The organism is Candidatus Kinetoplastibacterium crithidii (assembly GCA_027557655.1).
Lineage (GTDB): Bacteria > Pseudomonadota > Gammaproteobacteria > Burkholderiales > Burkholderiaceae_B > Kinetoplastidibacterium > Kinetoplastidibacterium crithidii_C.
Genome location: CP064915.1, coordinates 591,093 through 615,012, shown reverse-complemented (window position 1 = coordinate 615,012; position 23,920 = coordinate 591,093). Strand labels below are relative to the sequence as shown.

20 protein-coding genes are annotated in these 23,920 nt (G+C 28.9%); 3 read left to right on the top strand and 17 right to left on the bottom strand.

The window, feature by feature from the left end; all coding sequences use genetic code 11:
- Positions 1 to 17 precede the first annotated feature (17 nt).
- The 4 genes from I1N47_02870 to pdxH are packed head-to-tail and all read right to left on the bottom strand — an operon-like array spanning position 18 to position 2,946.
- Positions 18 to 1,262 (bottom strand): N-acetylmuramoyl-L-alanine amidase, encoded by a 1,245-nt coding sequence (locus I1N47_02870; protein WBF65912.1) that lies wholly within the window; start codon positions 1,260 to 1,262, stop codon positions 18 to 20.
- An 8-nt stretch (positions 1,263 to 1,270) separates the two neighbouring features.
- Positions 1,271 to 1,765 (bottom strand): tRNA (adenosine(37)-N6)-threonylcarbamoyltransferase complex ATPase subunit type 1 TsaE, encoded by a 495-nt coding sequence (gene tsaE / locus I1N47_02865; GenBank protein ID WBF65375.1) that lies wholly within the window; start codon positions 1,763 to 1,765, stop codon positions 1,271 to 1,273.
- Positions 1,766 to 1,791: 26 nt separating this feature from the next.
- Complete coding sequence (locus I1N47_02860; GenBank protein ID WBF65374.1) at positions 1,792 to 2,265, bottom strand: flavin reductase family protein; 474 nt, start codon at positions 2,263 to 2,265, stop codon at positions 1,792 to 1,794.
- Positions 2,266 to 2,307: 42 nt separating this feature from the next.
- Positions 2,308 to 2,946 (bottom strand): pyridoxamine 5'-phosphate oxidase, encoded by a 639-nt coding sequence (gene pdxH / locus I1N47_02855; GenBank protein ID WBF65373.1) that lies wholly within the window; start codon positions 2,944 to 2,946, stop codon positions 2,308 to 2,310.
- A 127-nt stretch (positions 2,947 to 3,073) separates the two neighbouring features.
- Here pdxH and I1N47_02850 point away from each other — a divergent pair, with 127 nt between their 5' ends.
- Positions 3,074 to 3,889 carry a ThiF family adenylyltransferase gene (locus tag I1N47_02850; GenBank protein ID WBF65372.1) on the top strand — a complete coding sequence of 272 codons (816 nt, stop codon included), beginning with the start codon at positions 3,074 to 3,076 and terminating at the stop codon, positions 3,887 to 3,889.
- Here I1N47_02850 and uvrA read toward each other — a convergent pair.
- Complete coding sequence (uvrA, locus tag I1N47_02845; protein WBF65371.1) at positions 3,886 to 9,315, bottom strand: excinuclease ABC subunit UvrA; 5,430 nt, start codon at positions 9,313 to 9,315, stop codon at positions 3,886 to 3,888. The genes I1N47_02850 and uvrA overlap by 4 nt on opposite strands.
- A gap of 510 nt (positions 9,316 to 9,825) precedes the next feature.
- On the opposite strand from uvrA, the gene ettA reads away from it, so the two are divergent.
- Positions 9,826 to 11,499 (top strand): energy-dependent translational throttle protein EttA, encoded by a 1,674-nt coding sequence (gene ettA / locus I1N47_02840; GenBank protein ID WBF65370.1) that lies wholly within the window; start codon positions 9,826 to 9,828, stop codon positions 11,497 to 11,499.
- Between the two features lie 77 nt (positions 11,500 to 11,576).
- On the opposite strand, the gene minE is transcribed toward ettA, so the two are convergent.
- From minE to I1N47_02780, 12 genes are all read right to left on the bottom strand, one after another.
- Positions 11,577 to 11,831 carry a cell division topological specificity factor MinE gene (minE, locus tag I1N47_02835; GenBank protein ID WBF65369.1) on the bottom strand — a complete coding sequence of 85 codons (255 nt, stop codon included), beginning with the start codon at positions 11,829 to 11,831 and terminating at the stop codon, positions 11,577 to 11,579.
- Positions 11,832 to 11,834: 3 nt separating this feature from the next.
- A complete protein-coding gene (gene minD, locus I1N47_02830) occupies positions 11,835 to 12,650 on the bottom strand; it encodes a septum site-determining protein MinD (GenBank protein ID WBF65368.1) in 816 nt (271 codons plus the stop codon).
- 168 nt (positions 12,651 to 12,818) lie between these two features.
- Positions 12,819 to 13,490 (bottom strand): septum site-determining protein MinC, encoded by a 672-nt coding sequence (minC, locus tag I1N47_02825; GenBank protein ID WBF65911.1) that lies wholly within the window; start codon positions 13,488 to 13,490, stop codon positions 12,819 to 12,821.
- Between the two features lie 6 nt (positions 13,491 to 13,496).
- Positions 13,497 to 15,260 carry a glutamine--tRNA ligase/YqeY domain fusion protein gene (locus I1N47_02820; GenBank protein ID WBF65367.1) on the bottom strand — a complete coding sequence of 588 codons (1,764 nt, stop codon included), beginning with the start codon at positions 15,258 to 15,260 and terminating at the stop codon, positions 13,497 to 13,499.
- Positions 15,261 to 15,371: 111 nt separating this feature from the next.
- Positions 15,372 to 16,460: a Holliday junction branch migration DNA helicase RuvB gene (gene ruvB / locus I1N47_02815; GenBank protein ID WBF65366.1), complete on the bottom strand. Its 1,089-nt coding sequence runs from the start codon at positions 16,458 to 16,460 to the stop codon at positions 15,372 to 15,374.
- Between the two features lie 105 nt (positions 16,461 to 16,565).
- Positions 16,566 to 17,141: a Holliday junction branch migration protein RuvA gene (ruvA, locus tag I1N47_02810; GenBank protein WBF65365.1), complete on the bottom strand. Its 576-nt coding sequence runs from the start codon at positions 17,139 to 17,141 to the stop codon at positions 16,566 to 16,568.
- Positions 17,142 to 17,174: 33 nt separating this feature from the next.
- On the bottom strand, positions 17,175 to 17,717 hold the full coding sequence (gene ruvC / locus I1N47_02805) for a crossover junction endodeoxyribonuclease RuvC (GenBank protein WBF65910.1): 543 nt from the start codon (positions 17,715 to 17,717) through the stop codon (positions 17,175 to 17,177).
- Positions 17,718 to 17,738: 21 nt separating this feature from the next.
- Entirely contained in the window at positions 17,739 to 19,334 is a 1,596-nt protein-coding gene (gene purH, locus I1N47_02800) for a bifunctional phosphoribosylaminoimidazolecarboxamide formyltransferase/IMP cyclohydrolase (GenBank protein ID WBF65364.1), read from the bottom strand.
- Between the two features lie 72 nt (positions 19,335 to 19,406).
- A complete protein-coding gene (locus I1N47_02795) occupies positions 19,407 to 19,640 on the bottom strand; it encodes a Fis family transcriptional regulator (GenBank protein WBF65363.1) in 234 nt (77 codons plus the stop codon).
- A gap of 141 nt (positions 19,641 to 19,781) precedes the next feature.
- Positions 19,782 to 21,119 (bottom strand): aminopeptidase P N-terminal domain-containing protein, encoded by a 1,338-nt coding sequence (locus tag I1N47_02790; GenBank protein WBF65362.1) that lies wholly within the window; start codon positions 21,117 to 21,119, stop codon positions 19,782 to 19,784.
- Between the two features lie 18 nt (positions 21,120 to 21,137).
- Positions 21,138 to 21,992, bottom strand: coding sequence for a UTP--glucose-1-phosphate uridylyltransferase (locus I1N47_02785; protein ID WBF65361.1), 855 nt, complete (start codon positions 21,990 to 21,992; stop codon positions 21,138 to 21,140).
- A 177-nt stretch (positions 21,993 to 22,169) separates the two neighbouring features.
- Complete coding sequence (locus I1N47_02780) at positions 22,170 to 22,349, bottom strand: zinc-finger domain-containing protein (GenBank protein ID WBF65360.1); 180 nt, start codon at positions 22,347 to 22,349, stop codon at positions 22,170 to 22,172.
- 208 nt (positions 22,350 to 22,557) lie between these two features.
- On the opposite strand from I1N47_02780, the gene I1N47_02775 reads away from it, so the two are divergent.
- Positions 22,558 to 23,919 (top strand): DEAD/DEAH box helicase, encoded by a 1,362-nt coding sequence (locus I1N47_02775; protein WBF65359.1) that lies wholly within the window; start codon positions 22,558 to 22,560, stop codon positions 23,917 to 23,919.
- Position 23,920 lies beyond the last annotated feature (1 nt).

Sequence of the window (23,920 nt, the reverse complement as noted above, 5' to 3'; positions counted from 1 at the left end):
AATATATTTTTTTATTTTTAATTTGAGTTACACTCTATTTTAAAATACTTAATAATGGTTTTAAAAATAGCATTAGCTATTTTATTTTGATGTTGATCTGAATTTAGTAATTTTTCTTCTTTGGGATTACTAATAAAAGCTGTTTCTACTAGAATAGATGGTATATCAGGAATTTGTAAAATTGCAAATTCTGCTTGTTCTACATCTTTACTATGTAATTTGCTAATTTTTTCTAATTCTTTTAGTAATATGGCTCCTATTCTTTTTGAATCTTTAATTTGTGCAGCAGTAGATAAATCTAGTAATATTTTAGCTATTTTTTCATCTTGATTATGTAAATTAACTCCACCTATTAAGTCAGATTTATTTTCTTTGTCAGCAAGCCATTTAGCTTGTATGCTAGATGACTTATCTTTTGATAATGCAAATACTGAGGCTCCATTTGTTCCAGGTTCTATCCATGAATTTGCGTGGATAGAAATAAAAAGATTTGCTTTTAAAAGCCTAGCTTTTTGTGTGCGTATAGTTAGAGGCACAAAACAATCATCATTTCTAGTTAAGTAAGTCACAATATTATTTTGTGTTTTTAATAATGTTTCTATTTTTTTTGCTATTGATAAGACTATATCTTTTTCCTTTGTTCCATTAACTCCTATAGCTCCAGGATCTTCTCCACCATGACCAGGATCAATTACTATTATGATTTTTTGATTTGTTAAATTTATATTATTGTTTTTTTCATCACAATGGTCATTATCTTTTATAAGATTTGTTATTATTTCTTCTAATTTATTATTTCTATATTCTTTTTGATTATATATGATTGCTTTAATTGGGTCATTTGTAATTTTTGGGTATAAATCTAAAATGGTCCTATATTTGTAACTAGCTATTGGTTTTAGAGTGAATATTTGAGAATCAATTTTTTCTTTTAAATCGAATACTAGTCTAAAGTTGTTCAAGTTTCTTTTACCAATTCTTATATTTTCAATATAAGAATTGGTAATTTTAATATTTTCTATATTTTTTATTATAGTAGAATCTATTTCTATATTTTCTATATCTAAAACTAATCTGTTGGGATTTTTCAAAAAAAAACTTTTATGATTTAAGTATTTTGATGATTCAACTATTATTCTTACATATTCTTCTGAGGGCCATAACCTAATTGATAGTACCTTGTTAGAGTGTGAGAAACCTATTTTAGGAAATAAGAGAGATAAGATTATTAATGAAATCAGGATTATAAATTGTCGTTTCATAATAGATTTTAGAGATTTGTTTTTTTTATCTCCATTATCTTGATCCATTCTATTCCCTGTATTGTTTGGGCTAATATTTTAGCTATTCTTCCTTCCTTATAACATTGAAAAAAAATTTCTATATCAGGTATAGGTAGCAATTCTTTAGTTTTTTCTGGCCATTCTATTATAAATATTGCTTTTTCATCTAATAAATCTTTGAAACCTAGATCTAGGAATTCTAACTGATTATTTATTCTATAAAAATCAAAATGATATATATTCAAATTTTTAATATTATATTGCTCTAAAATAGAGTAGCTTGGGCTTTTAATTTTATCTATAACTCCAATTGTTTTTAAAAATGATCTTGCAAAAGTAGTTTTTCCTGTACCAATTTCTCCTTTTAGATAAAGTCTAATAGGTTTTTTATTATGATTTAGTATAGTTGTGGCTAGTATCTTTGCAAAACAATCAGTATTATTGGACTTCGGTAAAAACAAGTCTATATTATAGTTATTCATTTTTATACTGAATTCTAAAATATTTATTAGGAATTGAAATTTTCATTTAGTCTTCCATTGTAAAAAATTAAAGGATTAAGTTCTGAATAAAAAAGATATTCGACTTTTCCTATCATAATAATATGATCTCCTTCAACATATTGTTTGTAATTGTAACAGTCAAACCATGCAGTAAAATTATCATTTATCATAAAAGTTCCACTTGGAGACATTATTTTTTTTACGGTATCAAATCTTTCAAAAATATTTTTTTTAGAGAAAATTTTTGCAAGATGAATTTGTTGATTAGATAAGATTTGTATTACATAGTTATTGCAATTTGTAAATATATTTTTTGCCGATGATTTAACAGAAAGGTTCCAAATTACCATTGCCGGATCAAGAGATAATGATGAAAATGAATTTATAGTTAACCCAACAGCTTTGTCATTGAAATTTGTACTTACAATAGCTACTCCAGTAACATATTTTCCAAATGATTTGCGTAATTTTTCTTCCATAGGGATATTTTATATTTATGCTTTTATGATTCTTATGATGTTTTATGGAGATAGTCTGTTGATGATCCAGTAGTTATCATTTTCCAGAATATATGCAATTCTATCATGTAGCCTAGAAGGTCTTCCTTGCCAGAATTCAAAGTATGATGGTTTTAAATTATAGCCACCCCAATAGTCAGGTCTTGGAGGATTATCACCAAATCTATTTTGAAAATACTTTTCTTTATCTTCGAGTATTTTACGACTTGCAATTTGTTCACTCTGAATAGAAGCCCATGCTCCAATCTTAGAGCCTAATGGACGGCTTTTAAAATATTCATCAGATTCTGTAGCAGAAATTTTATTAACAATTCCTTCTATTCTAATTTGACGCTCTAAAGTAGGCCAAAAGAAAAGTAAACAAGCTTTAGGATTATTTGTTAAATCTAAACCTTTGCGAGATTTATAGTTAGTATAAAAAACAAAGCCGTTATTATCAAAGTTTTTTAACAATAATATTCTAGAAGATGGTTGTAATTTTTCATTTACTGTGCTTAAAATCATTGTATTAGGTTCATATATTTTATTATCTACAGCATCTGAGAACCATAAACTAAATTGATCAAAAGGAGATTTCAATAGATTTTCTTCTATTATTTGGTTTTTATAATAGTTTTGGCGTAGATTTGATATGTTTGACATAATTGTTATTTCTTTAAATAATTCTAAAATTTAATATTAATTTAAAGATATGTTTTTAACAATAGTTAGGTAGTGATTTGAAAGAATCTCATCTTAAATTATTACCCTTTATAATAAGTAATTATGTATGAAAGAAAATATTGATGTTAATTTGACTAGAAGATTTAGTGGCGTAGTTAGATTATATAATGAGAAGCTTTTTGATTTTTTTAGGAACTCTCATGTTGCTGTTATAGGTGTTGGAGGAGTAGGATCATGGGCTGTAGAAGCATTAGCCAGGACAGGTGTTGGGAATATTACGATGGTAGATTTAGATAACATATCTGAATCTAATATTAATAGGCAGATTCATGCTTTAAGTTCTACTATAGGGAAAACAAAAATTTTTACAATGGCAGAACGTATATTAGAAATAAATCCATCGTGTCATATAGTTTGTAAAGAGGAATTTATTACATCAGATAATATTAATAGTATTTTATCAGATGAATATAATATTATTATAGATTGTATAGATCAAGTTGCGTCAAAATTAGCAATAGTATTTTTTTCAATGAGTAAAAAAATTCCATTATTGTTATGTGGGGCTGCTGGAGGAAAAACGGATCCCTTTTCTCTTAAGTATGGTGATATTTCTTTGGCTAAATATGATTCTCTTTTATCATCATTAAGATATAAAATTCGTAAAGATAGTAGGTTTTTAAACTTACTGAAAAACAGTTGTTCTAGCAATAGATTTCCTAGGAAATTTGGCTTAAATGCTTTGTGGTTTGAACAACATACTGTGTACCCTAATAACTGTTCTAAAACAGATTTTCAGCATGGACTTGCATGTTCAGGATATGGATCTATTGTGACATCAACGGCCTCTATGGGTTTTGCTGCTTCTAGTATAGCTATTAGTATTATTGAGGAGGAATTCTGTATAAAAAATTCTAGTTAAAAAGATTGTTTCATATATTCTATGATTGCTTCTTTTGTATAGGAATTTACATTTTCTTTTAATAAATTATTAATCGTTCCTTGAAATAATAATTGTCCTCCGTTTTTTCCTCCTTCAGGTCCTATATCTACTATCCAATCAGATTGAATAATAAAATCTAAGTTGTGTTCTATAACGACAACAGTATTATTTAATTCTGTTAATTTACGCAATACTAAGACCAATTTTTTTATATCATAAGATGATAATCCTATAGTTGGTTCATCTAATACATATATAGTGTTGTGTGTGTGTGTAGAGTCTTTTATTTTTGACAATTCAGTTACTATTTTTATTCTTTGGGCTTCTCCTCCTGATAAATCTGAAGATGATTGTCCAATAGGTAGATAGCCTAGGCCAATTTCTTGCATTAGTTTCAGGGGATGACTAATTCTGGGAAAATTTGTAAAGGTTTTTAAAGCTTGATCAACATCCATAGATAAAATTTCACCAATATTAAATCCTGAGAATTCGATAGTTTTTGTTTCGCTATTGAATCGACTGCCCTTGCATAAATTACATTGACTCTTAGAATTAGTCATGAAGTTCATTTCAATAGTTTTTATGCCTGTACCTTTGCATTCTTCACATCTACCTTCTTTAGAATTAAAGGAGAATCTTGATGCTGACCATCCTCTAATTTTTGATTCGTTAGAATTAGCAAAAATTTTACGAATTTCATCCCAAAAACCTATAAAAGTTGCAGGGCAAGAACGAGAATTTTTTCCTATCGGTGTTTGGTCTACAGATAGTATTTTATTTATGTTTTCGAAATTCTTAATGTTTGTGCAGTGTTCCCAGATATATGATTTATCATCGAGTTTAGATTTAATATTATTAAACAGAACCTTTTGTATTAGAGTTGATTTTCCTGATCCAGATACTCCTGTGACCACATTTAAAAAACCTAGAGGAAATTTTACATTTATATTTTTTAAGTTGTTTTGTGATACATTTTTAATTTCTAAATTATTTTTAGAAGAAATTTTTTTGTTGGAATTCAGTTCATTAATATTATTAAGTGTAATGTTGTGTTTTGTAAAATAAGATTGATTGTTTTTTAAAATTGTATCCATTGGTCCTTGGTTGATAATTTTACCACCTCTAACCCCAGCACCTGGTCCTACCTCTATAAGGTAAGAAGCACTTTTAATGACTTCTGGATCATGTTCTACTACTATAACTGTATTTCCATTATTTGTAAGATTTGCAAGCGATTTGATTAATGATTTATTATCACGTGCATGCAATCCTATGGTTGGCTCATCTAATATATAACATATTCCTTGGGATTCTGATCCTAATTGTGATGATAAATGTACTCTCTGTAATTCTCCGCCTGATAGGGTTGGTTCAGATCTATTTAGAGAAAGATAGCCTATTCCTAGGTTATCCATAAAATCTAAACGTTTTATAATTTCTTTTATAATTTCATTAGCTATTTTATTTTCTGTGATTTCAGCACAATTTTTATTAAAAAAATTTTTTAAATCATCTATAGACATTGAAGTGAAATCATTAATATTAAGGTTTTTCCATAATACAGATAGAGATATGTTATTCAGTCTTTTCCCATCACATACCTTGCATTTTAAATCATTGTTGTTTTGTTTTAGATCATTTGTTTTTTGTAATGATTGATTTTTTATTAGTATGCCTGTGCCTTGGCAGCTATAACACCATCCTTTTTTATTATTATATGAGAATAATTGGGAATCTATTTTTGGATAATCAATTTCGCAATGTAAACATGTTTGCTTTGTTGAATAAATAATTGCTTTATTTTCTAGCTTAAGAGATTCAGATTCTATTTTCTCACTTATTTGAACGAATCCATCACTATATTTTAAGGCATTTTTTATTATATTATTTAATAGTATTTCATTTTTTTTACTAATTTTGATTTCTTCTATTGGCAAATATATAATTGTATTTTCTTTTGTTTTATTTATATCTATAGATAGGTTTAATTTTTTAGCAAGATTTCTTATCAAGGTTTTATTGCTAGTTTTTATAGGGCTTGAAATAATGATAGTTCTATTATAAAAAATATTTTTTATGCGAGAAATAATTTGTTCTATAGTGAATGTGGTTATTTTTAAACCACATTTATAACAGTGTTGTTGTCCCAATTTAGAAAATAGCAATCTTAGAAAATTATTTATTTCTGATATAGTCCCAACAGTTGATTTATGACTTGTACTATTTAATCTTTGAGATATAGCAGCAGTTGGTGGTAGGTTGAGGATTTTATCAACATGTGGCTTTTGTGCTGTATGTATGATTGAACGAGCATAAGCATTCATAGTCATTAGATATCTTCGTTGGCCTTCATTAAATAATATATCAAATGCTATAGTTGATTTTCCTGATCCAGATACACCAGTAATAGCGATAAATTTTCCTAAAGGTAACTCTAAATTAATATTTTTGAGATTATTTTCATATGCATTAAATATTTTAATATTATTATCTTTCCTTATTCTTTTTATTTTGTTTCTATGGAAATATTGTTTTTGCAAAATTGTATTATTTGATAATATGTCTTGTTCTATTAATGCTTTGCCAGTAAACGAAATATCGTTCTTTTTAATATCTTCTGGAGTACCTATTGCTACTATCTTCCCTCCATTTTCTCCAGCGCCTGGTCCCAAATCACATATCCAATCAGAAGATCTAATTAATTGCAAATTATGCTCTACTGCTATTACTGTATTTCCTGATTTTACCACGTCTTTTAAGGCTGTTATGAGCAAATCAATCTCGTTAATATGTAGGCCTGCAGTAGGTTCATCTAATAATAATAGAGAATTTTGATTTGCATTTCCTGATCTAAATTTTGCTAAGTATTTTGCAAGTTTTAATCTTCTAATTTCTCCATTAGACATTATAGATATAGTTTGACCTAGAGTTATATGATTTAAACCTAACGATACCATACAAGAAAGAGAGTCTGTGAGCAGATTATCATTATCAAATATAATTATTGCTTCTTGTATAGTCATATTTAATACTTGGTCTATAGAATATTTTTGATTGTTCCTATAAATTTTAACTTCCAATATTTCTGGGCGGAAACGTTTTCCTTCACATTCTTCACATTCTATGTATATATCAGATATAAACTGCATCTCAATTTTCTTTAATCCTTTACCCTCACATTCAGGACACCGACCTAAACCACTATTCATACTGAATACATTAGATTTATAATTTCTTTCTATAGATATATCTGCTTTTGCAAAAATATCTCTAATTATTTCAAATATTCCAAGATAACTAACTGGTGTAGATCTCGAGCTTTTTATGAGTGGACTGCTATCTATAAGATATATTTCTGTTATATTTTCTATTCCAGTTATATTTTTTACTGTTTTTGTTTTTATAGTGCCTGTTTCTTTAAAGTCATATATAGAGTTATAGATAATTTCTTTAACAAGGGAACTTTTTCCTGATCCTGAGATACCAGTAATACATATAAAATTATTTAATGGTATTTTTAAATTAATATTTTTTAGGTTATTAGCATTCGCTCCTATAATATTTATTTGATTAGTTTGTTGAAAATTTGATTTATAATGATGATTTTTTTCTTGTATATATTTGCCAGTTATGGTGTTTGATTTTATTATCTTTGATGGATGATCATCAAAGATAATTTTTCCTCCATTTATTCCTGATCCTGGACCCATTTCTATAAGTCTATCTGCTGATAATATTGCATCTTTATTATGTTCTATTACAATTACACAATTACCAATATTACGTAATTGTTTTAGTTCTCTAATAATTTTATGGACATCACAATAATGAAGACCATTGGTTGGTTCATCTATTATAAAAAGAGTATTTATTAACGAGGAGCCAAGTGCTGTAGTTAAATTAATTCTTTGTAATTCTCCACCAGAGAGTGTTTTGCTTTGCCTATTTAGATTTAAATATCCAACTCCAATATTATTTAGTGTTTGTATTCTTTTTATAATCTCTCGTATTGTCGATTTTTCATTAAGATCTTGATTTTTAGAAAACTTTTTAAGTAGTGAGAGAGTTTGTTCTAATGGCAAATTTAGTATATCGCTGATATTAAATTCTTTTTTATATTCTTGCTTCTCAGTTATTTCATTATTTTTATATTCTATTTTTGAGCATATATACCATAGTAAAGAGTCTTTTTTTAATCTATTTCCATTGCATTTTGGGCATATAATATGTTTTCTGTACTTTGATAGTAATATCCTAATATGCATTTTGTATGATTTTGATTCTAGATATTCAAAAAAATTTTTTATCCCATACCATACATTTTTCCAAGAATAATCATTGTTTTCCCAAGAAGCCTCTCCATTAATAACCCAGTTTTTTTCATTTTCTTTTAGGCTTTTCCATGGTTTTGATAGTGGTATTGAGTATTTTGCAGCATATCTTTCTAAATCCATTTGACAACTTTTAAAAGTATCTGTTCTCCATGGTTTTATTGCACCATCTAATAAAGAAATAGAGCTGTCTGGGATCACTTTATCTATATCTATAACTATTTTATTGCCAAAACCATTACACTCAACACAAGCTCCTAATGGAGATGAAAATGAAAAATGATCAGATGTAATATCGCTGTATGTTATATTGCAATTCGTGCAGTATAGAGAACCACTATATTTCCATGTATTAGTAATTTTATCTTTATCCAACAATTGGATTGTAACCATATTTTTACCCATTGATAGGGCAGTATTTACGGATTCTAGGAATCTGGTTTTATTTTGATGAGTTAGAATCAATCTGTCTTGTATAACATTTAAAACAATGTAAGTTATGCCATTTTCTTGCTTAATAACGTTATCTTGATGTACATTTAAGTATCCTTTGCTGGCTAAGAATTTTAATATATCATCTTTTATTTCTTCAGAAGTTAAAAAGTCAAAAGATATAATTAATTTTGGTTTGTCTATCTCTTTTGTTTTATATAAAACATTTTGAAATATAGATTCAGGATTATTCTTTTGTATTAAAGTATTGCATTCTTTGCAAAATAACTTAGAGTTATTTGCAAAGAATAGTTTTAAGTAGTCACATATTTCAGTAATAGTCCCAACTGTGCTATGGGAATGTTTTATGGTATTTTTTTGATTAATAAGAATAGCAGGTAGTATGCCTTCTATCTTATCTGCCTTTGGCTTATTTGCAGAATTTAAAATTTGTCTTGCATATGTTGAGAATGTTTCTAGGTATCTATTTTGGCCTTCAGAAAACAAAGTGTCTATAGCTAGTGAACTTTTGCCAGAACCAGATACCCCAGTAATAACTACAAATTCATTTGTATCAATTTCTAAATTGATATTTTTTAGATTGTTTTGTAATGCTCCTGATATTTTGATTTTTCCACTCATATAATCCCAGACTGTTATAAACTAAAATTATTGTTTTTATTTAATAGTTAAAGGTTGTACAGTTTTTCTTGTAATTATAGTATATTGATAACATATTTATATAATAATTGATCCTATTTAATAAATAGATTATTTTTAATATTTAAGGAGACTTATTGTGGCAGAACGTAAACGTGTGAGACGCAATACACTTGAACGTCGTTGTCTTAGTAAAATTTATAAAAGATTGTTTGTAAATTTATCAAAAGATGTATTTAAGATGTTAGAAAAAATAAAGAAAATTTGATTTTTAGCTTATTTTGACCATATTGGAAAATTTTTTCCTTCTATGATTATAATTTGTTATAGCATTGTATAAGGATATCTTTATATTCTTTTTGCTAAAATTGATGTTTTCAATTAGAGTTCCTTAGATTATACAGTAACTGATGTTTATGGTTACTGTATAAATTTTTTTAAAGTTATAATGTTTTTATATCTTTGATTTAATTAATATTTAATAGTATATAAATGACTAAGTATGTATATACGATGAATCGAGTTAGTAAGACTGTTTCATCTAATAAAAATATTCTTCGTGATATTTCACTGTCATTTTTTCCTGGTGCAAAAATTGGTGTTCTTGGGTTAAATGGTTCTGGAAAATCAACATTGTTAAAAATCATGGCTGGTTTAGATAATGATATTGATGGGAAAGCTACACCTATGCCTGGTCTTAAGATAGGTTATCTTCCTCAAGAGCCAATACTTGATTCTAATTTATCAGTGAGAGAAATAATAGAAGAAGGACTAGGTAATATTTATGCTGCAAAGAAACGTTTAGAGCTAGTATATGCGGCTTATGCTGAACCTGATGCTGATTTTGATAAATTATCACTAGAGCAGGCTGAGTTAGAATCTATAATAACGGCCTCTGCATCTAGTGGTTTTGATGATTTAGATCTCCAAATTGAAATAGCTGCAGAGGCTTTACGTATACCATCTTGGGATTCTAGAATAAGCGATCTTTCGGGGGGAGAAAAAAGAAGAGTAGCTTTATGTAGAATGCTTTTATCTAAGCCAGATATGCTTTTACTAGATGAACCAACTAATCATTTAGATGCAGAAAGTGTAGAATGGCTGGAGCAATTCTTACATAAATTTAGTGGTACAGTCGTTGCTGTTACTCATGATAGATATTTTTTAGATAATGTTGCAGAGTGGATATTAGAGCTAGATAGGGGTTATGGCATACCATGGAGAGGAAACTATAGTTCTTGGTTAAAACAAAAAGAAACACGTTTATTGAGTGAAGAAAGCACAGAGTCTGCTAGACAACGAACGATCAAGAAAGAATTAGAGTGGGTCTCTAGTAATGCTAAAGGTAGGCAGTCTAAATCAAAAGCTCGCTTGAAGCGTTTTGAAGAGATGTCATCTTATGAATATCAAAAACGTAATGAAACACAAGAAATATTTATTCCTGTTGCTGAGAGATTAGGGAACGATATCATAGAATTTAGTAATGTAAGCAAGTCTTATGGTGATCGATTATTAATAGATAACTTGAGCTTTAATGTTCCTCAGGGTGCTATTGTTGGTATAATTGGCCCTAATGGAGCAGGTAAATCTACTTTATTTAGGATTATCACAGGAGCAGAGGATATTAATACAGGCTCTGTTTCTATAGGGAAAACGGTTAGTATATCCTATGTTGATCAATCAAGGGATGATTTATTATCTGATCAAACTGTTTTTAATTATATATCTGAAGGTGCAGATAATATTACTGTTGGTAAATTTTTAATGTCTACACGCGCCTATTTAAGTAGGTTTAATTTTAAAGGTAGTGACCAAAATAAAAAAATAGGTTTATTATCTGGAGGTGAAAGAGGGCGGCTTCATTTAGCTAAAACCCTATTAAATGGTTCAAACGTTTTGTTGTTAGATGAACCATCAAATGATTTAGATGTAGAGACATTGAGAGCATTAGAAGATGCTTTGATAGAGTTTGCCGGTTCAATTCTAGTTATCAGTCATGACCGATGGTTTTTAGATCGAATAGCTACTCACATAATAGCATTTGAAGGTAATTCAAAAGTAGTTTTCTTTAATGGCAATTATAGTGAATATGAAACTAACAAAAAAATATTAATGAAAGATAATGATTTAATTCCCAAAAGACTAAAATTTAAATCATTAAGGTAGGTATAGCGTGAATTTGACATGAGCATTAATATCAGTTAACAGAAATTATGCTCATGTTCATAGACTTATTTATTTTATTATGTTTTTTGTTGCATCTCTATTTTTACTTCAAGTACATCCAAAGAGCCTTGACTTTCAATATTAACTTTAATATCATCAGGATTTATTGCAACATACTTCGATAAAACCGCTATAAGTTCTTGTTGTAGTTTATTTAGATAGTCTGGTGAGTTTTTGTTTGAGCGCTCGTGCGCAAGAATGATTTGTAATCTTTCCTTAGCAACAGAGGCAGTTTTTTTCTTTTCTCCTAATAAAAACGACAGAAATGACATGTTTTATCTACCTCCAAAAAGTCGTTTGATAAAGCTAGGTTTTTCATATTCTGTAAATTTCATTGGAATGGACTCACCTAAATAACGAGAAACAAGATCATTATATGCTATTGATACTGGTGTTTCCTTAAGATGAATAGCAGGCAGGCCTTGGTTAGAAGCATGTAGCACTGATTCAGATTCAGGTATAACGCCAGCTAAGTTAATGCGCAAAATGTCTTCTATATCCGAAATTGAGAGCATTTCACCATTAATAACTCTTTTTGGGTTATATCTAGTTATCAATAAGAATTCTTTTATAGGTTCTAAGCCTTCTACAGCACGTTTTGATTTTGAAGATAGTATCCCTAAAATTCTATCAGAGTCTCTTACAGAAGAGATTTCTGGATTTGTTACAATAATAGCATCATCTGCAAAATAGGCAGCCATTAAAGCACCGGACTCTATCCCAGCTGGAGAGTCGCATACTATGTATTCAAAACCCATTTTTTTTAAATCTTCTAAAACTTGCTCTACTCCAGATTGTGTCAATGCATCTTTATCTCTTGTTTGCGAAGCAGGAAGTATAAACAGATTATCAGTATTTTTATCTTTTATTAGAGCTTGTTTGAGATTAGCATCTCCTTGTACTACGTTTATGAAATCATATACTACTCTTCTTTCACAACCCATAATAAGATCAAGATTACGTAATCCGACATCAAAATCTATTACGATAGTTTTATAGCCGCGCAAAGCTAGTCCAGCAGAAAAGCTAGCACTGCTAGTGGTTTTACCCACGCCTCCTTTACCAGAAGTTACTACAACAACTCGCGCCACGACGTGTAAATCCTTATGAATGTTCAAAGTTTTAAAATTAATATTTGGTATTTATAATTTACCTAAGCTAATACTATAAATAAATTATAATGTCAATATTATTTTCTAATAATACTTTATTATCTTAATAAATTCCACTATTATTATAATAAGTTTAATTCTTAAAAATTATATACTAGTTATTGTTAGTTTTTCAGCTATTAGATGTACTATAGCTGGTTTATTCATAACAGTATTTTTTAAATTATTTTCTATAACTTGATAAACACCTGATATAGCTAATAATTCTGCATTTAATTGTGTTGTAAATATTCTAGCTTCTTTATTACCTTGTGCTCCAGCCATTGCTTTACCTCTTAGTGGACCATACACATGTATATTTCCATCTGCTATAATTTCAGCTCCCTGGCTAACCATTCCAATGACGATAAGATCAGATTTATCAGCATATATTTTTTGCCCAGAGCGTAACGGTTTATCAATTAGCATAGTTGGTAATTGTGTAGTATTTGTTTCGATCTTAATATTCTTATTATTTATAATATCCAACGGAGATAAGCCGGCTTTGATCGCATTCCTAATATTAATATTATTAGCTATTACTCCTAATATATTGATCTCATGTTCTTTAAAAATTTTAATCAGTATGTCCCAGTCTATAATTTGGTCTATCTGATTAGCATCTATAACTATATATTCATTTTTAAAAAAATTTCCAGAATTATATATATGTTTTGTTATTAAAATTCTTAAGTCGTTTATATTAGCAGTATGCAGTATAATTTTCGGAGCATATATATTAAAACTGGCACTTTTAAATTCAATTAAGGATTTGTTTATCATATTCTAAATTGACCAAGAATCTTTTAAGGTTACAACTCTGTTGAGCACATAACAATTATCTTTGCTTTCTTTATAGTCCAAAGCAAAATAACCTAATCTTTCAAATTGCCAATTGGTATCATTTTTAATAAAGCAATTTGGTTCCAATAAAGCTTTAGTAGTTTTTTTCGAATTTTTATTTATAAGTTTTAAGAAATCTTTATTACCTGAATCTGGTTCTGGGTCGAAAAACAATCTGTCATATAAATTAACAATAATAGATTGTGTTTGAGAAGTAGAAAGCCATGTTATGGTATTTTTTACCTTTATTTTATTTGATCCAGGAGAGCCGCTTTTTGTATCGTGCATATATTCTGCATATACCTCGATAATTTCACCTTTTTCATTTTTTAGGAATCCAGTACACTTTATTATATAAGCATATTTTAACCTTACTATATTTCCTGGAAATAAACGATAATATCCTTCATAAGGAATTTCTTGAAAATCATCTCGCTCAATCCAGATTTCTTTTTCAAAAATCAATTCACGAGTTCCAATATCTTTATCATGTGGGTTAATTGGGGCATAACAATTTTCTTTAATGTCCTCAGGATAGTTAGTGATTATTAATTTTATAGGATCAATAATACATATTGCTCTGGGTGCAATAGGATCAAGATCATCTCTTAAAGATTGTTCTAGAAGGGCATAATCTATTATAGATTCTGATTTAGATATTGATATTCTATTGCAAAATAACTTTATAGATCTAGGAGTATATCCTCTACGTTTTAAGCCTAGTAAGGTTGGCATTCTAGGGTCATCCCATCCTTCGACAATCCCTTCTTTTACCAGCTGTAAGAGTTTTCTTTTACTAGTAATAACATGACTGAGTTTGAGTTTTGCAAATTCGTATTGTTTTGGTAAAGGTTCTCTTATTTTTCCTAGATCTTTTAACTTGTTTAAGAACCAATCATATAGTGGTCTTATATCCTCAAATTCTAATGTACAAATACTATGAGTAATTCCTTCTAATGCATCTTCTATGGGATGAGCCCAATTGTACATGGGATATATACACCACTTGTTAGCAGTTCTATGATGAAAAACATGTTTAATTCTATACATTACAGGATCTCTCATATTTATATTTGGAGATCCCATGTCTATTTTAGCTCTTAGCACAAGTTGTCCATCTTGATATTTACCATTTCGCATATTTTCAAATAATTCCAGAGATTCTTTGTAAGGTCTATTTCTCCATGGTGAATTAATGCCAGTTTCGGTTAATGAACCTCTTGTGTTTTTTATTTGCTCAGAATTTTGTTCATCTACATATGCGTATCCAGATATAATTAGTGCTTGTGCAAAATCATACATATAATCAAAATAATCACTAGCAAAATATAGATTAGTTTTATTATTTTCTATAAAGCTAAATCCAAGCCATTTTACAGCATCAATAATAGAATCCACATATTCTTGTTCTTCTTTGGTTGGGTTTGTATCATCAAATCTTAAGTGACATGCCCCATTATATTGTTCAGCTAACCCAAAGTTCAAACATATGCTTTTAGCATGTCCAATATGTAAGTAGCCATTTGGTTCCGGTGGAAATCTAGTCCTAATTTTTGCTGTATCAATTTTGTTTGCTAATTTTTGAAATATAGCATCTCCTGGTACTCCTGACCATATTCTATTTTCTAGATGATGATTTTTTATATCATTATCTATAATTCTGCATAAAAAATTTTGAATAGTTGGTTTTATTTTAGATGGATCCATAAATGCTTTTGATTGTTTGAGTTGTTTAGTGGTTAGAATAATAAACAAAATTTATTATATAATACATATTGTGATGATTGTTCTTCGTGAATTATACTTGTCAATAAAATATTATTTATAGGTATATTCTTTATCTTTTCCATCAAATTGTATATTTTTCTGTCTATTATTGATAATATCTGTCGAGCCAATATGATTTAATGTTATCGATGTTGCGATTCTTCCTCTTGGCGTTCTTTGTATATAACCATGTTGAATAAGATAAGGTTCAATAACATCTTCAATTGTATCTTTTTCTTCTCCTATCGATGCAGCTAAGCTATCTATTCCCACTGGTCCTCCGTCAAATCTATAGACTATGGCTTCTAGTAATTTTCTATCCATTAAATCAAGGCCATGAGGATCTACTTCTAACATAGTTAGCGCATGATTTGCTATTTCTGCATTTATATTTCCTTCAGCTTTTACCTGAGCATAGTCCCTTACTCTTCTCAATAATCTATTCGCTATTCTAGGTGTTCCTCTTGATCTATTCGCTATTTCATTAGCTCCATCATTTGTAATACTTGTGTTAAGTAATTTCGCACTACGCATAATAATTTGAGTTAATTCTTTGGGGTCATAAAATTCAAGACGAGAAACAATTCCAAAACGATCTCTTAAGGGATTTGTTAGCATTCCTGCTCTAGTAGTTGCTCCTATTAAAGTAAATGGCTGCAGATCTAACTTTACGCTTTTAGCAGATGGTCCTTCTCCTATAAGAATATCAATCTGGAAATCTTCTAGAGCAGGGTATAAAATTTCTTCTACAACAGATGATAATCTATGAATTTCATCTATAAAGAGCACATCATTTTTTTCCATATTGGTAAGTATAGCTGCTAAATCACCAGGTTTTTCTAATATTGGTCCTGATGTTTGGCGTAAATTGGCCTTCATTTCATGAGAAATAATATGGGCCATTGTTGTTTTACCTAATCCTGGAGGTCCAAATAACAATACATGATCTAGAGCTTCATTTCTTTGTGTGGCAGCTTTTATAAAAATATTTAATTGTTCACATGTGTTTTTTTGTCCTATATATTCTGATAGACTTTTTGGACGCAATGCTTTTTCAATTTTTTCTTCTACTGTATATTTTGCCGGTTCTAAAATATTTCTGGTAGTATTTGATTTTAGATGGTCAGATTTTATGGCCATATATTTTGTTTCTTCTTAAGATATGAGTATAGTTATTATTCTAATCCATAATTTATGGAATTAAAAAGAATGTTGGTAAATTTAATATGTTGTAATGAATATGTTTTAGCTTTTATTTAATAGTCTAAGAGCATATTTTATAGTTTCTGGCAGAGTTAGTTGCTCAGGTAACAAATTGATTATAGACATAATCTCTTTTGATGAGTATCCTAAAGAAATCATGGCTTCTATTATATCTGTTTTTTTACTTGATTCATAAATATGATCTTCAATATGTGAAGATTTTATTTTATCTCTCATTTCTAATATTAGTCTTTCTGCTGTTTTTTGTCCTATTCCTGGTATTTTAGTTAGAATTGATGTATCTTGTAATGTAATGGCTGATATTATTTCTTTAACAGTCATGTTTGATAAGATTGATAAAGCTGTTCTTGTGCCAATACCATTTGTTTTCATAAGCAATTTAAATACCACTCTATCTTGTTGATTGTCAAATCCAAATAATATATGTGCATCTTCTCTTATTACTAGATAAGTAAATAATGTAACTTTTTCTCCAATATTTGGTAATCTTGGTAATAGACTTGTTGGTATTTCTATCTCGTAACCAACTCCTTGTACATCTATACAAATGCTGTTAGACCATGTTTCTAACAACAATCCAGATATTCTTTCTATCATATGGAATACAACCTAATATAATAATTAGCCATGTTATATAATTACACGGCCATTTCTAATTTTCTTTTTGCTACCTAATAATTTTTCTATTTTTAGAATTTTATTTTGTAAGGAGCTAACATGGGCATGACAAATAGCACATGCAAGTGCATCTGCTGAATCTGATGCTGGCATACCATTTAATGATAGCAAATGCTGCACCATTGTTTGCATCTGTCTTTTTGCAGCTCTTCCAGTGCCAACTACTGCTTTTTTTATTTGCAGTGCTGTATATTCATAAGTTGGTATATTATTACTAGCAACTGAGCAAAAAGCTGCTCCCCTAGCTTGGCCAAGTAATAAGGTGGTAGCTGGATTCGTATTCATAAATATTATTTCAATGGATGCAACATCTGGTTTTGTTTCATCTATGACCTGTTTTAAATTATCAAAAATAACTTTTAGTCTTTCAGACATAGGAATACCAAGTGGTACCAATATGGTACCACTTGTTATATAGGATATATTAGTGCCATGTTTATCTATGACTCCAAATCCAGTTTTTCTTAATCCTGGATCTATGCCTAATATTCTTATATTCATTTATATAGTTTTATTTTAATGTCTGAAATGTCTAGTTCCTGTCATTGCCATAACTATATTATGTTCATTTGCTGCCTCAATGACCTCATTATCTCTTAGACTACCACCAGGTTGAATTATACAACTGCTTCCAGATTGGACGATTACATCTAAACCATCTCTAAAAGGAAAAAATGCATCTGATGCAGCTACAGAATTCTTAAGACTGAGTCCAGCATTATCTGCTTTTATTGAGGCAATTCTGGCCGAGTCAATACGGCTCATTTGACCAGCCCCAACACCCAAAGTCATTCCATTTGAAGCAAATACTATTGCATTTGATTTTACAAATTTTGCAACCGTCCATGCAAAAAGCATATCTTTAGTTTCTTGGTCTGTAGGTTTTCTTTTTGTAACAATCTGTATTTTATCCCATTCAGTTTTATAGGAATCTGGTGATTGCATCAACCATCCTCCTCCTACTCTTTTAAGATCAAAATCATTCTGATTATATCCAATTGGTATTTCTAATACTCTGATATTTTGTTTTTCTGAGAGCATATTAATAGCTTCTTCATCATAAGAAGGAGCTATTAATAACTCTAAGAATTGGTTATTTATGATTGTCTTAGCTGTTTTACCATTAACACGACTATTGAACGCAATAATTCCACCAAATGCTGATGTTGGATCCGTTTGAAATGCTTTTGAATAAGCTTCTAAAGTATCTGAAGCAACTGCAACTCCACAAGGATTTGCATGTTTTACAATAACACAAGCTATTGCATTATTAAAACTACGGACACACTCCCAAGCGGCATCAGCATCAGCTATATTATTAAAAGATAGTTCTTTACCTTGTATTTGTTTATAAGAGCCTAGCAAGCCTGATATATTTTTTCTATCCACATAAAAAGAAGCTGTTTGATGAGGATTTTCTCCATACCTTAATGATTGTTGTTTATTTGTCTGTATAGTTATAACATCTGGCCACTTTTGTTTTGATGGAGCCAAATCATAATTTGGTTCTTCATCTATGATGCTATTTAAATAATTACTGATAATTCCATCATATAAGGCAGTATGAGCAAATACTTTCTTTGCAAGTTCCAATCTCAATTTATAGGATGTATTACCAGATAGATCTATTTCATTAATGACTTTTTTATAATCTTGAGGATCGACAATTACAGTAACCCCTCCATCTACAGTTCCATGATTTTTTGCTGCTGATCGCAACATGGCTGGACCACCAATATCTATATTTTCAATAGCATTAGAAAAAGTGCAATTATCTTTCGAAACTGTTTCGTAGAAAGGGTAGAGGTTTACTGCTAAAATATCAATTTTATCTATATTATACTTTTTTATAATATCTAGATGATCTTGCTTGTCTCTTTTAGCTAATAGTCCACCGTGAATTTTAGGGTGCAAGGTTTTTACTCTACCATCTAGCATTTCAGGAAAACCAGTATATTCCGATACTTCAGTAACTTTTATTCCTGATTCTTTTAAAAGTTTAGACGTTCCTCCGGTAGATAGTATTCTAATATTTCTTGATTCTAAGGCTTTAGCAAAATCAATAATACCTTCTTTATTTGATACAGAGAGTAGTGCAGTTTCAATTTTCATAATAATAAAAATGTTATATATTTTATAAAAACACAATAAATAAAATTCTTGGTTTTTATGATAGACCTAAATCTATATATTGTGAGCAATTAATTTTTTTCTTAAAGTACTTCTAGTAATTCCTAATATTTCAGATGCCTTTGATTGGTTGTTACCAGCCTTTTCTAGAGCAACCTCTATAACTGGTTTTTCAACGCATAACATAACCATTTTTAGCATATTACAAGGTTCAGAATCTCCTAAATCTTCTAGATAGCGAGAAAGGCTTATTCTTATACATTCTTCAAAAAGATCTTCTTTTTTCATTTTATAAAAACTCAGTATTTCTAAATTTAAATTTTTGTTATTCTATATGTATATCATCATATACTATCTGTCTAATATTTTATATGTAAATAAGCGATTTCTATTATGTTTATATTTGCTGTTTTTAATAGAAATCGCAATTTATTTATTGCTGTCTTGCATTATTTTTTCTATTTCATGAGCTTTAACAGGAACTTTTTTTGTTAAAATTTCACATCCATTGTCTTTGATGAGGATAGTATCTTCTATTCTTATTCCAATATTCCAGAAATGACTTGGTATATCATGAGATGGTCTAATATATAAACCAGGTTCTATTGTAAGTAGCATGCCATTTTTTAGCTTTGTCCAATTTTTAGTATTATCTTCCGATGAATAATAGTATGATCCAACATCATGTACATCAAGACCAATCCAGTGGCTTGTGCTATGTGGGTAAAATTGTTTATATTTATGATATTCTATTATTTCATCTTTATTACCAACAAGAATTTTTTCATCTAATAATCCTTGTACTAATAGATTTATGGCAGTTTGATGAGGATCATTAAAACTATTACCTATTCTACAAGAGTCTATAGCAGCTTTTTGAGCCTCTAATACTATGTTATATATGGCTAATTGTGGGGGAGTGAATTTACCGTTAGCAGGGAATGTTCTTGTTATATCTGACGCATAACTATTTAATTCACATCCCGCATCTACAAGAATTAGATCTCCATCTTTGATTTTTTGATTATTTTTAGTATAGTGGAGTATACAAGAGTTTTTGCCAGATGCAACTATACTATTATAAGATACTGCTTGTGCACCTTGTTTTCTAAAAATGTAAGAAATTCTAGATTCTAATTCATATTCATACATTCCAACTTTGCAATATTCTAGAAGCTCTAAATGTGCTTCTGCTGAGATTTGAGCTGCTAATCTCATTGTTTCTATTTCTGAACCATCTTTTATTAACCTCATTTCGCTAATAATATCAGATATATCACAAATATTTTTTATTTTTTTTGTTGTTTTTATTTGCTCATTTATAGAATTAAAGATTTTATTTTCTTGTCCTATATATTTATTCATTTCTATATATATGGAATTACTATATAGATGATTCTTTATTATATTTGATATAATCATATCAAATTTTTCTATTGGATATGAATAATCAAATTTAAATATTCTATTTGCTATTTCATGTCCATATACTTCACCATTCCACATTTCATTATCTTTGTCTTTTGGCAAGCAGAAAAGAAATGATTTGTTTTGTTTCCCAGCTACTAGCACTATGCATGAATTTGGTTCTGTAAATCCTGATAGATAATAGAAATTACTATCATGTCTGTATTGAAATTTATTATCTTTATTTCTATAAAATTCTTTGGCATTAGGAATAATTATTATTCCACCACCTAGTTTATTTATTCTTTCTATTAATATATTCCTACGTTTTTGAAATTGTGTTACATGTATTGTTTTCATTACATCATACCTTTTGGTTTATGATCTTATTGTATTGAACCCATGATATTTTTTTCCAAAATATATGTTGGCATAGAACAGTCCATGTTTGGTCCCACAATCAAATCTTTTTCCTTCATATCTATATGCTAAGATCTTTTTTTCTTTTAAGAGAGAAATCATAGCTTCCGTTAATTGAATCTCGCCTTTTATATCTGGTGTGGTAATACGCAGATGATCAAAAATATCAGATTTAAATATATATCTGCCAACAATAGCTGTTTGAGATGGAGAGTTTTTTCGATTAGGTTTTTCTACAATGCTAGTAATTTCTTCAGTGTTTTTTATTTGATTATATTTTTGCGTAGCAACTATACCATATTTTTCTATTTCTTCTAATGAAACATCTTGAATAGCAACAACATTAGAATTTGTTTGTTGAAAGATAATCATTAATTGTTTAACAACAGGTATTTTAGAGTCTATTAAATCATCTGCTAATATTACCGCAAATTCTTCATTATTTATGATATGCTCAGCGCTTAGTATTGCATGGCCAAGACCTAGTGGCTTCGATTGTCTTATAAAACTACATTTTATATTTTTTGGTATAATATTATCTATTACTCTCAATATTTCAGGTTTGTTATTATCAATTAAATACTTTTCTAATTCTGGAGATGAGTCAAAATGGTCTTCTATAATTCTTTTATTACGACTTGTAATGAAAATTAATTCAGTTATTCCTGCCGATATAGCCTCTTCCACAGCATATTGAATTAGAGGTTTATCAATTACTGGAATTATTTCTTTTGGAAGTGCTTTTGTGATTGGTAGAAGTCTCGTTCCCATTCCACCTCCTAATGGAAATATAGCCTTTCTAATATTGCTCATTATTTAATATAGGTAGTATAGGTATGTAGTCATTAATTCCTAGTATATATTCATATATTTTGGAGTTAGAAAATTATCAATGGTTTGAGGTGATAATATAATCTAAATAATATTTATGTATTTATCATATATAATCACTATTTATCATCTATAAAATGTCATGAATTATATTCATTACTATTTGGATTCTTGTTTATTAATTTGATATTTTGCTCCGCAATAAGGGCAAATTGTTATCTTTTTGTTAGTTAAATCCAAGAATATTCTGGGATGCATGTTCCAGATTTCTTTTGTATAACATGGACAGGATATAGTTTTATTGTGTTGATTATTAAATTCTAGATAATTTGTTTTCATTATATAGCTCTTATAGAATTAGTTTTTGTAAGACAATATTTGTAACATAAATTTTTAGAATTAAACTATTGTTTAAATAAGTTGTAGTCGTTGATTATATATGACGTTACTTCTAGTTGACAAATATGTAACAGGTACTATTGTTACATATTTGTATTTTTTAATATGAACATCTTTATGTTTAAATAAGGAAGATATAGATATAGTTATGAACGAAAAAAGTGAAAATAAAAACAAGAAGATTTTATTTGATAGTTTTGGTCTAGATAAACTTTTATTGAGCAACATAAATTCTATAGGATATGAAACTCCAACAGCAATACAAGAAAAGGCCATCCCTTTTATATTGAATGGAAGAGATGTTCTAGGTGCAGCACAGACAGGAACAGGGAAAACAGCTGCTTTTGTTTTGCCAATTATTAATAAAATATTGCCTTATGCTAATTCTAGCGCATCACCAGCTCGTCATTTGCTACGTGTTTTAATATTAGTTCCAACACGTGAGCTAGCAAATCAAGTTTATGATAGTGTTGTTATTTATAGCAAAAATACTAATTTACGATCTGTTGTTTTGTTTGGAGGTGCAGATTATAATAGTCAAGAAAATAACTTGAAGTTAGGATGTGAGATTCTTGTAGCAACGCCAGGAAGATTAATAGCTCATATTGAGCAAGGTAATTTACATCTACAAAATATAGAAATCTTTGTTCTTGATGAAGCTGATAGAATGCTGGATATGGGTTTTATGCCAGATATAGATAAAATTATAAGTAAATTGCCTAAAAATAGACAAACTCTTTTCTTTTCAGCTACATTTAGTAAATTTATGCGTAAAATAGGGATGTCTTATTTAAAAGATCCAGTTGAATTAGATATTACTAGTCAGAATTCTATCGCAGATAATGTAGAACAATTATCATATATTGTTCCTGATAGATTTAAGATGGATGCAGTAGTATCTATTCTTAAATCTAGAGTTCTAGAAACTATAATAATTTTTACTAATACAAAATTATCCACTATAAAACTTACATCTTTTTTGCGATCAAATGATATCCAGTGTGATTCTATTCACGGTGATAAAAGCCAATTAGAGAGAACAGCTGTATTAGAAAGGTTTAAAAACGGTATTTTACGTATTCTTGTTGCTACAGATGTAGCAGCTAGAGGGCTTGATGTTATTGGCATTTCATGTGTTATAAATTTTGATATTCCTCATAGTCCTGAAGATTATGTGCATAGAATAGGAAGAACTGGTAGAGCAAATAATACCGGGATTGCTATTTCATTAATATCTAATGATGAAGAAGATGCTTTGTTATCAAGTATTGAAAGATTTACAGATAGTACAATATTGCGCTTACCTCTAAATTATATGAAATTAGTCGCTAATGATAATAAGATATTAGGATCAAATGATGAATTAAGGAATAAGCAATCTGTACTTTTAGGTTCAAATAATATTATTACTTCTTATAATAAAGATCATTCTAATAAAATTAAAACCAATAATATACGAATTACCAAAGAAAATTACGCTATATTGTTAGGTGGTACTGGAAAAAAATAAT